The organism is Streptomyces sp. NPDC053541, from assembly GCF_044544705.1.
Lineage (GTDB): Bacteria > Actinomycetota > Actinomycetes > Streptomycetales > Streptomycetaceae > Streptomyces.
Map to the genome: position 1 here is coordinate 423,380 of NZ_JBITXM010000006.1, position 12,686 is coordinate 436,065.

A 12,686-nucleotide genomic window follows, 5' to 3' on the forward strand; every position below is an offset into this window, starting at 1 on the left:
GAAGGGGTTACTTCTCGAAGCGGGGCTGGGACTGCTGGTGGTTCTGCTGGGCGGAGCCGTTGCCGCCCTCGATGGCCTGCTGCTGCGCGGACGGTCCGCCGGCCAGCTCGGCCTTCATCCGCTGGAGCTCCAGCTCCACGTCGGTGCCGCCGGAGAGCCGGTCGAGCTCGGCCTGGATGTCGTCCTTGGCGAGGCCCGACTGGTCGTCGAGCGCGCCGGAGGCGAGCAGCTCGTCGATCGCGCCGGCCCGGGCCTGCAGCTGGGCGGTCTTGTCCTCGGCCCGCTGGATGGCCAGGCCGACGTCGCTCATCTCCTCGGAGATGCCGGAGAAGGACTCGGCGATCCGGGTCTGGGCCTGGGCGGCCGTGTACGTCGCCTTGATCGTCTCCTTCCGGGTGCGGAAGGCGTCGACCTTGGCCTGGAGCCGCTGCGCGGCGAGGGTCAGCTTCTCCTCCTCGCCCTGCAGGGTCTGGTGCTGCACCTCCAGGTCGCTGACCTGCTGCTGCAGCGCGGCGCGGCGGGACAGCGCCTCGCGCGCCAGGTCCTCGCGGCCGAGCGCGAGGGCCTTGCGGCCCTGGTCCTCGAGCTTGGCGGACTGGCCCTGGAGCTGGTTGAGCTGCAGCTCAAGGCGCTTGCGGGAGGTCGCCACGTCGGCGACGCCGCGGCGCACCTTCTGCAGCAGCTCCAGCTGCTTCTGGTAGGAGTAATCGAGGGTCTCGCGCGGATCCTCGGCCCGGTCGAGGGCCTTGTTTGCCTTCGCGCGGAAGATCATCCCCATACGCTTCATCACACCGCTCATGGGCTTCGCGCGCCCCCTTCTGACGGACTCGGCTCCAGCACTCCAACAAGAACCACAGTACGGTTCCTGACTCCATTACCGCACTGTTCGGGGCCCGATGTGCTCCTCCCCAAGAACGAGTGGAGATCACCGGCCCTCCGGCCCAGGGAGTAGAGGGACACTCCGGGTCCCCCGCACCGGTCCGGCCGTGATCGGCCGGACGGTCCTGGTCTCGTCGGCGAAGACGCGGGCCGTTAGCGGATCGTTCCCGCCCGCGCTGGGTCCCACACCCCGCACCACGTACCCTTGGCCTTGTGTTCCGTAGCCGTTCGAAGGATGAGAAGGCCCCCACCGACAAGGTGACGGCGGACCTCTCCAAGCAGCCCCGCGACCCGCAGGCCCCCAAGGGCCGCCCGACCCCGAAGCGGAGCGACGCGCAGTCGCAGCGCCGTCGTGCGCAGTCCGCGCCGCTGGACCGCAAGGAGGCGGCGAAGCGGCAGCGCGAGGCCCGCCGCGCGGACCTGACCCGCCAGCGCGAGGCGCTGAACAGCGGGGACGAGCGTTATCTGCCCGCCCGTGACAAGGGACCGGTGCGGCGCTTCGTCCGTGACTTCGTCGACTCGCGCTTCGCGGTGGCGGAGTTCTTCCTGCCGATGGCCGTGGTCATCCTGGTGCTGTCGCTCTTCGGCAACACCAACCGCCAGCTGCAGAACATCTCGCTGCTGCTGTGGGCCGGTGTGATCGTGATGATCGTGATCGACTCGATCGGCATCTGGCTGCGTCTGCGCAAGCAGCTGAACGAGCGGTTCCCGAACGAGTCGAAGCGCGGCGCGATCGCGTACGGCCTGATGCGCACGCTCCAGATGCGCCGGCTGCGGCTGCCGAAGCCGCAGGTCAAGCGCGGAGAGCGGCCCTGAGCGCGGACTTCCCGGACGCGGGTGGCGCCGCGGGTGAGGCGCTGCCGGTCGTGGGCACCTGGCCCGCCGAGCCCGGCGGGCTGCGCGACACCGTCCGCACGGAGCTGATCGCGCGCCAGCTCGACGAGCAGATAGCCGCCCGCTACCCGGTGGGGCAGCGGCTGCGGATCCTCGACGCGGGCATGGGCCAGGGCACCCAGGCGCTGCGGCTGGCCCGGGCCGGGCACACGGTGACCGGTCTGGAGGCCGATCCCGAGCTGCTCCAGTGCGCCCGCGACTCGCTGGCGACCGAGCCGGCCGGGATCCGCGAGCGGGTCCGGCTGATCCACGGCGACGGCCGCGAGACCGGGGTGCACTTCCTGCCCGGCAGCTTCGACGTGGTCCTCTGTCACGGCGTGCTGATGTACGCCGACGAGCCGGACGCGCTGCTCGCGGGCCTGGCCCGGATGCTGGCCCCCGGCGGCCTGCTGTCCCTGGTGGTACGGAACGCGGAGGCGCTGGCCATGCGGCCGGGCCTCGCCGGGGACTGGGCGGGCGCGCTGGCCGGTTTCGAGTCGGACGTCTACACCGACCGCCAGGGCGTGAAGGGCCGGGCCGACCGGCTCGACGCCCTCACCACCACCCTGGCCGGGATCGCCGCCCCGCTGCACGCCTGGTACGGGGTGCGGGTCTTCACCGACGGCATCCCCGCCGACACCGGTCTGCCGGCCGCGGACGAGCTGGAGCGGCTGCTGACCGCCGAGGACCGGGCCGGCCGCACCGATCCGTACCGCCGGATCGCGGGACTGCTGCACCTCTGCGGCGTACGGGGCTGAGCCGGGCGCCGAGGCGCACGGGGGCGGGCGGGGCGCCCGCCCCCTGATCGGGCGTCTCCACCGAGGCGTCCGGCGCGGGCGGCGCCGAGACTGCGGTCATGAGACGCCTCCTGTTTTCCCTCGCCGCCGGGACCTGTGCCGCCGCCCTGCTCGCCGGCTGCGCGGCCGGAACCGCGCCCCGGGCCGAGCCGGCCGCCGACACCGGGCGGTCCACCCAGGCCGCGGCCGCCCCGCGGTCCGCCAACGAGCTCCAGGACGACTACCAGGCCGTGATCCGGAACGTGCTGCCGTCGGTGGTGCAGATCGACGCCTCGGAGAGCCTCGGCTCCGGGGTGGTCTACGACGCCAAGGGCCATGTGGTCACCAACGCGCACGTGGTCGGCCAGGAGCGCTCCTTCAAGGTCACCGCGGCGACCGGCGGTCAGCCGGTGACGGCCCGGCTGGTGGCCTCGTACCCGGAGCAGGACCTCGCGGTGATCAAGCTGGACAGCGTGCCGCAGGGGCTGAAGCCGGCCAGGCTGGGCGACTCGGGCAAGGTCGACATGGGGCAGATCGTGCTCGCGATGGGCTCGCCGCTCGGCCTGTCGGGCAGCGTCACCCAGGGCATCGTCTCGGCCACCGGCCGGACGGTCAGCGAGGGCCGCACCGGCGGCGGGACGGGCGCGACGATCGGCAACATGGTGCAGACCTCGGCGGCGATCAACCCCGGCAACAGCGGGGGCGCGCTGGTGAACCTGGACAGCGAGGTCATCGGCATCCCGACGCTGGCGGCGACCGACCCGGAGCTGGGCGGCGGCTCGGCGCCGGGCATCGGCTTCGCGATCCCCGCGTCGATGGTGAAGACGGTGGCGGACCAGATCATCGCGACCGGCAAGGTGACGGACTCCGGCCGGGCCGCCCTGAACATCACGGGCCGCACGGTCCTGGACGACTCCTACGAGCCGGCGGGCGTCGCGATCGTGGAGGCGCAGCCGGACGGGGCGGCGGCGAAGGCGGGGCTGCGGGCCGGCGACGTCATCACCAAGGTGGCCGACGACCCGATCACCACGATCACCTCGCTGTCGGAGTCGCTGGCCTCGCGCAAGCCCGGCGACAAGGTGACGGTGGTCTACACGCGCGGCACGGCCGAGCACAAGGCGGAGGTCACGCTGGGCGAGATCTGACGGCCCCGGGGGCGCCGGCCACCGCGGCCCGGCGCCCCCGGCCCGTCCCGGCTCAGCCCTCGGCGTCCAGCGGCATCGGCCCGTAGATCCTGGTGCCGTCCTCGGAGAGCGTCACCTGGTCCGCGCCGCCGTCCAGGAGGTCGCGCCAGTGCTCACCGATCCAGGACTCGGCGTCGCCCTGGGTGGTGAACTCCTCGGGAGTCACCACCGGCGTGACCTCGGTGCCGTCGGACTTCTCGAACCGCCACGTCCATGCCATGTCCGCCTCCGGTTGATCTTCCGGTTGACCGGTTTCCTGCCCGCAGCGTAGCCGGGCGCGCACCCCTCGCGGTGACGCGGGAGGATCTAGACGTGGAACTGACTCTGCTCGGCACCGGCGCCCCCCTCGGACTCCCCCGCCCCGACTGCCCCTGCGCCGTGTGCGCGGTGTCCCGCGGGGAGCGGGCCCGGGCCGCGACCTCGCTGCTCGTGGACGGGGCCCTGCTGCTCGACCTGACACCGGGCGCGGCCCTGGCCGCCGCCCGCTCGGGGCACTCCCTGGTGGGGGTGCGGCAGGTGCTGCTCACGCATCCGCACGACGGGCCGGCGGTGGAGGTCCCGGCGGGGCTGCCGACGGCGGGGCGGGTGCCGGACGGGCGGGAGCTGACGCTGATCAGCGGGCACCGGGTGCGGGCGGTGCCGATGGACGCGCCGGGCACCGGCTACGAGGTGACCTCGGCGGACGGCGAGCGGCTGCTCTACCTGCCGCCGGGCGCCGCCCCGGCCGGTCTGCCGGAGGACCACCGGCCGCCGTACGACCTGGTGGTGGCGGACGTGACCGGGCGGCCGGACGCGCTGGCCCGGCTGCGGGCGACCGGCGCGGTGGGCCCGGCCACGGACGTGATCGCGGCGCACCTGGACCACGACGCCCCGGCCGGGGCGGAGCTGGACCGGCGGCTGGCGGCGGCGGGCGCGCGGGCGGTGCCGGACGGCACGACGCTGTACGTGGGCGAGTACCACGCGGTGCCGGACGTGCCGCGCCGCACGCTGGTGACGGGCGGGGCCCGGTCGGGCAAGTCGGTGGAGGCGGAGCGGCGGCTGGAGACCTTCCCCGAGGTGCTGTACGTGGCGACCGGCGGGACCCGCGAGGGCGACCCGGAGTGGGCGCACCGGGTGAGCCTGCACCGGGAGCGGCGGCCGGGCTCCTGGCGTACCGCGGAGACCACCGACCTCGTGCCGCTGTTGCGCGAGGAGGGTCCGCCGCTGCTGATCGACTGCCTGTCGCTGTGGCTGACGGACGCGATGGACGCGGTGGGCGCGTGGGACGACGAGCGCTGGGCGAACGGCGGCCGGGCGGCCCTCGCGGCGCGGGTCGCGGAGCTGGTGACGGCGGTCCGGGAGACCTCCCGGACGGTGGTGGCGGTGACCAACGAGGTGGGCTCGGGCGTGGTGCCGGCGACGGCCGCGGGGCGCCGGTTCCGGGACGAGCTGGGCCGGCTGAACGCGGCCTTCGGCGACGAGTGCGAGCAGGTGCTGCTGGTGGCGGCGGGGCAGGCGCTGGTGCTGCGCGGGTAGGTCGTTTCTTTCGGATCAGGCCGGATCTGGGGGCACCTCCCGTGCCCGGAGGGCTACGGGGGAGAGCGGCGTCCGGTGTATGGGGTCTCCCCAGGCCCGTCAGGGCCGAGGGTCGGGGTCTCCCCAGGCCCGTCAGGGCCGAGGGTCGGGGTCTCCCCAGGCCCGTCAGGGCCAAGGGTCGGGGTCTCCCCAGGCCGTCAGGGCCAAGGGTCGGGGTCTCCCCAGGCCGTCAGGGCCAAGGGTTGGGGTCTCCCCAGGCCGTCAGGGCCAAGGGTTGGGGTCTCCCCAGGCCGTCAGGGCCGAGGGTCGGGGTCTCCCCAGGCCGTCAGGGCCGAGGGTCGGGGTCTCCCCGGGCCCGCCAGGGCCCAGGGGAAGGATCGCAAGGCGGAGGTGGGGGCACCTCCCCGGCCGCCAGGCCGAGGGGGCGGAAGCGATGCGGTGGGGGTACTCCCCCTGGACTTCGCCCGGGGGCACCCCCACCCGGCGAAGCCCAGGGGGCCATCGGCGACCGACGACAACGCGGCGAGGCACGGTGCCGGGGGCACTCCCCCAGGCTCCGCCGGGGGCACCCCCACCCAGGCGAAGCTCCGGGGGAGTCGAGAGCCCGGCAAGATCCGGAAGAGACGGCCTAGGCGCGGGCGGGGGCGGGGCGGGCGGGGGTGCCGGTGCCTGCGGGGGCGGGCGCGGCGCGGGTAGGGTGCGAGCGACCGCGTGACTGACCCACGAACGCATGGACGCCTAGGTGGAAGCGACCTTGAACCTCGACGACTTCTCCGATCTGATCGAGCGCCCCGACGGGGGGATCCGGCACGAGGCCGAGGAGCGGCGGGCGCGGCTCGCCGTGCGGCCGGGGGCGCTCGGGCGGCTCGACGAGCTGGGCGAGTGGCTGTCGGCCGCGCAGGGCGCGGTGCCGGTGCGGCCGGTGGAGCAGCCGAAGGTGGTGCTGTTCGCCGGTGACCACGGGGTGGCGTCCCTGGAGGTGTCGGGGCGGGCCGCGGGCACGGCGTACGAGCTGGTGCGGGCGGTGCTCGACGGGGTGAGCCCGGTGGCGGTGCTGGCGCGGGCGCAGCAGGTGCCGGTGCGGGTGGTGGACGCGGGGCTGGACTGCGACCCGGAGCTGCTGCCGGCGGAGGTGACGCGGCGCCGGGTGCGGCGCGGGGCGGGCCGGATCGACGTGGAGGACGCGCTGACGGTCGAGGAGGCGCGGGCCGCCCTGGAGCTGGGCATCGCGGTGGCCGACGAGGAGGCCGACTCGGGCACCGATCTGGTGGTGCTGGGCGATCTCAGCGTGGGCGGCACGACCCCGGCGTCGACGCTGATCGCGGCGCTGTGCGGGACGGACGCCTCGGTGGTGACCGGGCGCGGCGGGGCCGGGATCGACGACCTGGCGTGGATGCGCAAGTGCGCGGCGATCCGGGACGCGCTGCGCCGGGCGCGGCCGGTGCTCGGCGACCAGCTGGAGCTGCTGGCGACGGTCGGCGGCGCGGATCTGACGGCGATGACGGGCTTCCTGCTGCAGGCCTCGGTGCGCCGGATGCCGGTGGTCCTGGACGGTGTGGTGGGGGCGGCCTGCGCGCTGGTGGCGCAGCGGGCGGCGTTCCGGGCGCCGGACTGGTGGCTGGCGGGCCAGGTGAGCGGGGAGCCGGCGCAGGCGAAGGCGCTGGACCGGATGGCGCTCAACCCGCTGCTCGACCACGGCGTCACTGTGGGAGAGGGAACCGGGGCGCTGCTCGCACTGCCCCTCGTCCGGGCCGCCGCGGCGCTGGCCGCGGAGCTGCCGGAGGCGACCGCCGCGCAGGCGCCGGCTCCGGCGGAAGAGGTGGGCTGAGCGGGTTCACCCGCGGACGTGGTGGTTCCCGGCGACCGGCCGGGAGAAGCGGTGCCCCATATGATCGCTTTTCATGGGAGAGGTCCGTTTGTCCACCGAGGGAGCACCCCAGGGCTCGGTCCGCTCGCGGCGCAGTGCCGCGTTCGCGGTCTGGTATCTGCGGGTCGTCACGTTCGTCAACTTCCTCAGCGCCGTGTGGGTGTCCTTCGGCAATGACCTGCGCCGGCACAACGAGGACGACTACTTCACGCCGTACATGCTCACGGCGGGCTTCGCGTCCGGTGTGTTCACCCTCTTCCTGGCGATCACCATGCGCCGCCGCAAGCGGGCCGCGTGGATCCTGAACCTGGTGCTCAGCGGCCTCTTCCTGCTGCTGTTCGCGCTGGTGATGATCTTCCCGGAGATCCGTGGACACGCCCAGAACTGGGTGTCGCTGGTGCTGACGGCGGCCTTCTTCACGGCGCTGCTGCTGGGCCGCAGGGAGTTCTACGCGAAGGGCGACCGCTCCAACCCGCTGCTCGCCACCGCCGTGGCGGTCGGCGGCCTGCTCGTCACCTCGCTGCTCGCCGCCGCGCTGGTCACCGTCACCAACGAGTCCACCGGGCACTCCACCTTCCTGGAGCGCTGGCGCTACGGCGTGATGCGGCTGATCACGCTGGCGGCCGACGACTCGCGGTTCGCCGGCATCGCCACCCCGGGCTGGGTGGACGTGGTGATCAACGTGATGTCCACGCTGCTGCTCTTCGCCGTGCTCTTCGCCGCCTTCCGCTCCCGGCGGGCGGTCGACCCGCTCACCGAGGAGGACGAGGACCGGCTGCGGACGCTGCTCGACAAGCAGGGCGACCGGGACTCGCTGGGCTACTTCGCGCTGCGCCGCGAGAAGAGCGTCATCTGGTCGCCCAGCGAGAAGGCGGCGATCGCCTACCGGGTGGTGGGCGGGGTGTCGCTGGCCTCCGGCGACCCGATCGGCGACCCGGAGGCCTGGCCGGGCGCCATCGAGCCCTGGCTGGCCGAGGCCCGCGAGCACGGCTGGATCCCGGCCGTGATGGGCGCGAGCGAGGAGGCCGGCACCATCTACGCCCGGCACGGCCTGGACGCCCTGGAGCTGGGTGACGAGGCGATCGTGGAGACCGCCGAGTTCACCCTGGACGGGCGGGCCATGCGGACCGTGCGGCAGGCCTTCAACCGGGTCAAGCGGGCCGGGTACCAGGTGCGCATCCGGCGCCACGAGGACATCCCGGCCGACGAGATGGACGAGCTGCTGCGCAAGGCCGACGACTGGCGGGACGGCGCCACCGAGCGCGGCTTCTCGATGGCGCTCGGGCGGCTCGGCGACCCGCGCGACGGGCGCTGCGTGATGCTGGAGTGCACCGACGAGAAGGGCGAGCTGCGGGCGCTGCTGTCCTTCGTGCCCTGGGGCCCGAACGGGCTGTCGCTCGACCTGATGCGCCGTGACCGGGACGCCGAGAACGGCCTGATGGAGTTCATGGTCATCGAGCTGCTGCAGCGCGCGAAGGAGATCGGGATCACTCAGGTCTCGCTGAACTTCGCGATGTTCCGCTCCGTCTTCGAACGCGGCTCGAAGCTCGGGGCGGGACCCGTGCTGCGGATGTGGCGTTCGCTGCTCAGCTTCTTCTCCCGCTGGTGGCAGATCGAGTCGCTGTACCGCGCCAACGCCAAGTACCGACCGATCTGGGAGCCCCGATTCATGCTCTTCGAGAAGAGCGCCGACCTGCTGCGGATCGGTCTCGCCGCCGGCCGCGCCGAGGGTTTCCTGGAGGCTCCGGGCCTGCCCAAGTGGATGCACCGCAAGCACCTGGAAGGCAGACGTTGATCCCTGCGCGGGTCCGGGCCTTCGCGCGCCGCGAGTGGGGCCCGCTGTTCGGCACCGTACGGGCGGCGCTGGTCGCGCGGAGGTGGCGGGCAGTCCCGATGACGCTCGCCGCCGTCTGTCTGACCTCCGTCTTCCAGCTGGTGCAGAACCAGGACTGGGGCTACCGGCCGGTCCAGGACATCGGCTCGGTGCGGGCCGAGGACCCGCTGGTCCTGGCCCTGCTGCGGACCCCGCTGTCGCTGTTCGTGCCGGCCCTGGACCTGCCGGTGTGGGGGGCGCTCGCGCAGGTCCTGCTCGTCTTCGGGATCGCCGAGATCTGCCTCGGCCGGGCCCGCACCCTGCTGCTCGCGTACGCGGCGACGCTGGCCGGCACCCTCTACGCGCGCGTGGGCATCGCGCTCGGCCCGGACCACCCGCTGGGGCTGCCCGCCACCGACGCGCAGGTGGTGGACACCGGGCCGTCGGCCGCCGTGGTGGGACTCGCGGTGTACGTCTGCTGGCGGTACGGGGCCCGCTGGACCGGGGCCCTGGTGGTGGTCGCGATGGTGGTCGAGGTGCTGATCAAGAACAACCTGGCGGGCAAGGAGCACCTGGCGGCGATCGCGGCCGTGCTCCTGGTGGTCGCCGTCCAGGAGTGGCGCCGGCGGCGCCGTCAGCGCGACGGGGTGGAGCCGCGGCCGGGCACCCGCTCCTGGAAGCCGCCGATCAGGTCCTGAACCCGGCGGCGCACCTTCACCCAGCGCCGGTCGTGCCGGTAGGCCCGGATCCGGGCCCGGGCCCGCGCCCGGTGCCGGCGCGGATAGAGCCGGCGGGACCACCAGGAGCCGGGACGGGCGAGGCGGACGGCGCCGACGACCGCCACGAACGGGATCAGAGTGCCGATCACGGCCATCCGGAACTTCCCCTTCACCAGGGTGACCAGGACGAAGAGGAAGTTGACCGCCAGGGTGAGGATGAAGCTCACCCGGTCCTGCCGCTCCTCGGTCGTCACGTCGTTCACGCCGAGCGGGGAGAAGCCGGCGAGGACGAGCAGCACCAGGGCGGCGGTGAGCACCACCACCTCGACGCTCTGCCGCCCGGCCTCCGACCAGTAGACGTCGTCGAGGTGCAGGATCAGCGCGAACTCGTCGAGGACCAGGCCCGCGCCGACCCCGAAGACCACCGCGAACACGCCGGCCCCGACGCCGTGCCGGCCGCTGGCGACCGCGCCGAAGCCGCCGAGCACGGTGAGCACCACGCCCGGCACCACGTGGTGGATGTGCAGCCCGCCCGAGGACACGTTCCGGAAGGGGCCCTTGCCGGCCCGGATCAGCCGGGTGACCGTCCGGGTGGCCAGGAAGGTGAGCACGAAGGAGGCCAGGGCGAGGAACAGCGGGAGCTTCCCGGGTTCCACGATGTTGCGGAAGAACCAGTGACCCATGCCACCCTCTGCCGAATCGTCAGCTTTCTGCCGTTCCCGCCCATTTAACCCTCCGGCCGGGGCACTACCCTTCCGCGGATGGACGGCCTGCGTTTCGCCTTCGGCACCCTCACGGTGCTCCCCGCCCGCATCACCCGCTGGGACCGCGACACGGCCCGCGCCGGGATGCTCTGCGCCCCGCTCGCGGGCCTGGTCGTCGGCCTGTGCGCGGCCGCGGTCGGCGGGGGGTTCCTGCTGCTCGGCGCCGGGCCGCTGCTCGCCGCCGTGCTCACCGTCGCGGTGCCCGCCCTGATGACCCGCGGCCTGCACCTGGACGGCCTCGCCGACACCGCCGACGGCCTCGGCAGCGCCAAGCCGGCCGAGGACGCGCTGCGCATCATGAAGCAGTCGGACATCGGCCCGTTCGGCGTCATCACCCTGGTCCTCGCCCTGCTCGCCCAGGTCGCCGCGGTGTACGAGCTGTACGGGCAGGGCTGGGCGCACGGCGCGGTGGCCGCCGCGCTCGCCGCGACCGTCGCCCGCCTCGCGCTGACCGGCGCCTCCCGCGAGGGCGTCCCGGCCGCCCGCCCCGAGGGTCTGGGCGCGGTCGTCGCGGCCACCGTCCCCGTCCCCGCCGCCGCCCTGACCGCGCTCGCGGTCCTGCTCCTCGCAACGGCCTCCGGCGCCCTGTTCTCCCCCTGGGACGCCCTCCGCCACCTCCTCGCCGCCCTGGCCGCCCTCGCCGCCGCGGAACTGCTGCTGCGCCACTGCGTACGCCGCTTCGGCGGGGTGACCGGCGACGTCTTCGGCGCGCTGGCGGAGACGGCGGCGACGGCGGCGCTGGTGGTGCTGACCCTGGGGTGAGCGCCGGTCGGGTCCCTACGGGGGACGGCGTGCCGGGGGCACCTCCCAGGCGAAGCTCTGGAGGAGCCGCGAGCCAGGCGAAACCTTCCGGACAGGGCCTAGCAGGCCCTGCGCCACGCCCCCAGCTCGTACTTCTTCAGGATCGAGTCGAGCCCGAGTTCCTTCGAGCGCGGGCAGAACGCGGCGAGCGGCAGTTCGTACTCGGCGTGGAAGACCGCCTTGCCGGAGGTCACGAAGGGGGTGAGGCGGTCGCACTCCTCGTATTCGGCGCACTGTTCGTTGACCGCGAAGTCGAAGTCCGCGAGCAGCTGCGGGATCTGGTCCAGGTCGTTCTTCAGGCCCACGGCCAGGCCGCGTTCGTGGGCGAGGCGGGCGATCAGGCGGTTGTAGGCGAGCTGGTCGGCGGCGGTCAGGGGGAAGCCGGTGCGGTTGGCGTAGCCGTCCATGTTGTCGGGCTCGACCGCGTCGAAGCCCTTGGTCCGGCACATGTCGAGGCGGGCCGCCATCAGCGGGGCGAGCAGGTCGGTGCGGCGGATGTCGAGCCAGCGCTCGCCGGGCCAGCCGTTGCCGGCGCCGAGGAGCTCCTTCGGGAACTTCCCGGCGTCCGGGCGGAACTCCTCCCAGGCGCCGGTGGACAGGTAGCAGATCACCTTGCGGCCCCGGCGGTGCAGGTCGGCGACGGCCGAGGCCGGGTGGTCGAAGCCGTCGATGTCGTACACCGGCACGTCGACCGTCGGGTCGAGCCGTCCGCTGAGCTGCCACTGCCAGGCGAGACCGGGCGCGGGGCGCCACCACTCCGAGGCCTTCGGGTCGGAGGTCCCGGGCGCCGGTGTCTCGGGGGCGGAGGTGCAGGCCGCGGCGAGCAGCAGCAACGGGAGGAGCAGGGCCGCCAGTCGTCTCATCGGGCCGGCTCCAGGGTGTGCGGCAGGGTTCCCCAGGGGTGGGCGCCGGTGCCGGGCACCGCGCAGTGCACCGGGGTGGCGGGGCGGGCGTCGGCCGGGGCCGCGTAGACCAGGTGGCAGTAGTGCGCGGCGACCGGCAGGTCCAGGTGCCGGTAGGCGTCCCAGGGCCCCTCGAAGGTGACCAGGAGCTCGGCCAGCGTCTCGTAGCCGGGGGCGGGCTGGGCGCCGTGGTTCAGCACCAGGGTGCGGGCCCCTGCGGCCCGGGCGGCCACCGCGAGGCGGTGGTAGTGCGGCAGCGCCTCCGGCGCGGTCGGCACCTGGTCGAGGAAGGCCCCGTCCGCCCCGTACCAGTCGCGGTGCCGCACCAGGTCGGCGACCACGTCGGCGTGCGGCCGGCGCCCGTAGTCGGTGTCGGCGTAGCCGAGCACCCGCACCCCGGCGGCCCGCAGCCGCTCGGCGACCTCGGCGAAGGCCGGGTCGGGGGCGCCGCCCGCGCCGCTCGCCGGGTTGAGGACGACGCCGTAGAGCGAGGGCGCGGCCGCGATCAGGGCGGCCCAGTCCTCGGGGCGCTCGGCGGGGTGCTCGTAGAACGGCACCAGGAGGGAGGGGTGGAGCATGGAGTTCACGGTGCG

Annotated in this window: 13 protein-coding genes; 8 read left to right on the forward strand and 5 right to left on the reverse strand. The window is 74.2% G+C overall.

Annotated elements, in window-relative coordinates; all coding sequences use genetic code 11:
* Positions 1–7 precede the first annotated feature (7 nt).
* The gene (locus ACIGW2_RS18370; RefSeq protein ID WP_356064605.1) at positions 8–799 is read right to left on the reverse strand and encodes a PspA/IM30 family protein; all 792 of its coding nucleotides are present in this window, start codon (positions 797–799) and stop codon (positions 8–10) included.
* Between the two features lie 293 nt (positions 800–1,092).
* Between ACIGW2_RS18370 and ACIGW2_RS18375 the strand changes: the two genes are divergently transcribed.
* The 3 genes from ACIGW2_RS18375 (at position 1,093) to ACIGW2_RS18385 (ending at position 3,673) form a co-directional block, all read left to right on the forward strand.
* Positions 1,093–1,695 (forward strand): DUF3043 domain-containing protein, encoded by a 603-nt coding sequence (locus ACIGW2_RS18375; protein WP_356064607.1) that lies wholly within the window; start codon positions 1,093–1,095, stop codon positions 1,693–1,695.
* Positions 1,696–1,745: 50 nt separating this feature from the next.
* Positions 1,746–2,510: a methyltransferase domain-containing protein gene (locus ACIGW2_RS18380; RefSeq protein ID WP_361587108.1), complete on the forward strand. Its 765-nt coding sequence runs from the start codon at positions 1,746–1,748 to the stop codon at positions 2,508–2,510.
* Positions 2,511–2,608: 98 nt separating this feature from the next.
* Positions 2,609–3,673, forward strand: a complete 1,065-nt coding sequence (locus tag ACIGW2_RS18385) for a S1C family serine protease (protein WP_391654493.1) — start codon at positions 2,609–2,611, stop codon at positions 3,671–3,673.
* A gap of 52 nt (positions 3,674–3,725) precedes the next feature.
* On the opposite strand, the gene ACIGW2_RS18390 is transcribed toward ACIGW2_RS18385, so the two are convergent.
* Positions 3,726–3,932 (reverse strand): hypothetical protein, encoded by a 207-nt coding sequence (locus ACIGW2_RS18390; RefSeq protein ID WP_356064610.1) that lies wholly within the window; start codon positions 3,930–3,932, stop codon positions 3,726–3,728.
* A gap of 92 nt (positions 3,933–4,024) precedes the next feature.
* Between ACIGW2_RS18390 and ACIGW2_RS18395 the strand changes: the two genes are divergently transcribed.
* From ACIGW2_RS18395 to ACIGW2_RS18410, 4 genes are all read left to right on the forward strand, one after another.
* Positions 4,025–5,227 carry a bifunctional adenosylcobinamide kinase/adenosylcobinamide-phosphate guanylyltransferase gene (locus ACIGW2_RS18395; RefSeq protein WP_391654492.1) on the forward strand — a complete coding sequence of 401 codons (1,203 nt, stop codon included), beginning with the start codon at positions 4,025–4,027 and terminating at the stop codon, positions 5,225–5,227.
* A gap of 754 nt (positions 5,228–5,981) precedes the next feature.
* The gene (gene cobT / locus ACIGW2_RS18400; RefSeq protein WP_391654554.1) at positions 5,982–7,055 is read left to right on the forward strand and encodes a nicotinate-nucleotide--dimethylbenzimidazole phosphoribosyltransferase; all 1,074 of its coding nucleotides are present in this window, start codon (positions 5,982–5,984) and stop codon (positions 7,053–7,055) included.
* A gap of 73 nt (positions 7,056–7,128) precedes the next feature.
* Complete coding sequence (locus ACIGW2_RS18405; RefSeq protein ID WP_391654491.1) at positions 7,129–8,889, forward strand: phosphatidylglycerol lysyltransferase domain-containing protein; 1,761 nt, start codon at positions 7,129–7,131, stop codon at positions 8,887–8,889.
* Entirely contained in the window at positions 8,886–9,605 is a 720-nt protein-coding gene (locus ACIGW2_RS18410) for a hypothetical protein (protein ID WP_399844456.1), read from the forward strand. Before ACIGW2_RS18405 ends, ACIGW2_RS18410 begins: the two co-directional genes overlap by 4 nt.
* Here ACIGW2_RS18410 and ACIGW2_RS18415 read toward each other — a convergent pair.
* The gene (locus ACIGW2_RS18415; protein ID WP_361587123.1) at positions 9,542–10,309 is read right to left on the reverse strand and encodes a hypothetical protein; all 768 of its coding nucleotides are present in this window, start codon (positions 10,307–10,309) and stop codon (positions 9,542–9,544) included. The two genes, ACIGW2_RS18410 and ACIGW2_RS18415, sit on opposite strands and share 64 nt — an antisense overlap.
* A 78-nt stretch (positions 10,310–10,387) precedes the next feature.
* Here ACIGW2_RS18415 and ACIGW2_RS18420 point away from each other — a divergent pair, with 78 nt between their 5' ends.
* Positions 10,388–11,152: an adenosylcobinamide-GDP ribazoletransferase gene (locus tag ACIGW2_RS18420; protein ID WP_399844458.1), complete on the forward strand. Its 765-nt coding sequence runs from the start codon at positions 10,388–10,390 to the stop codon at positions 11,150–11,152.
* 98 nt (positions 11,153–11,250) lie between these two features.
* Here the strand turns inward: ACIGW2_RS18420 and ACIGW2_RS18425 are convergent, their stop codons facing one another.
* Both ACIGW2_RS18425 and ACIGW2_RS18430 read right to left on the reverse strand, forming a co-directional pair.
* A complete protein-coding gene (locus ACIGW2_RS18425) occupies positions 11,251–12,054 on the reverse strand; it encodes an endo alpha-1,4 polygalactosaminidase (protein ID WP_399844460.1) in 804 nt (267 codons plus the stop codon).
* On the reverse strand, positions 12,051–12,671 hold the full coding sequence (locus ACIGW2_RS18430) for a spherulation-specific family 4 protein (protein WP_399844462.1): 621 nt from the start codon (positions 12,669–12,671) through the stop codon (positions 12,051–12,053). Before ACIGW2_RS18430 ends, ACIGW2_RS18425 begins: the two co-directional genes overlap by 4 nt.
* Positions 12,672–12,686 lie beyond the last annotated feature (15 nt).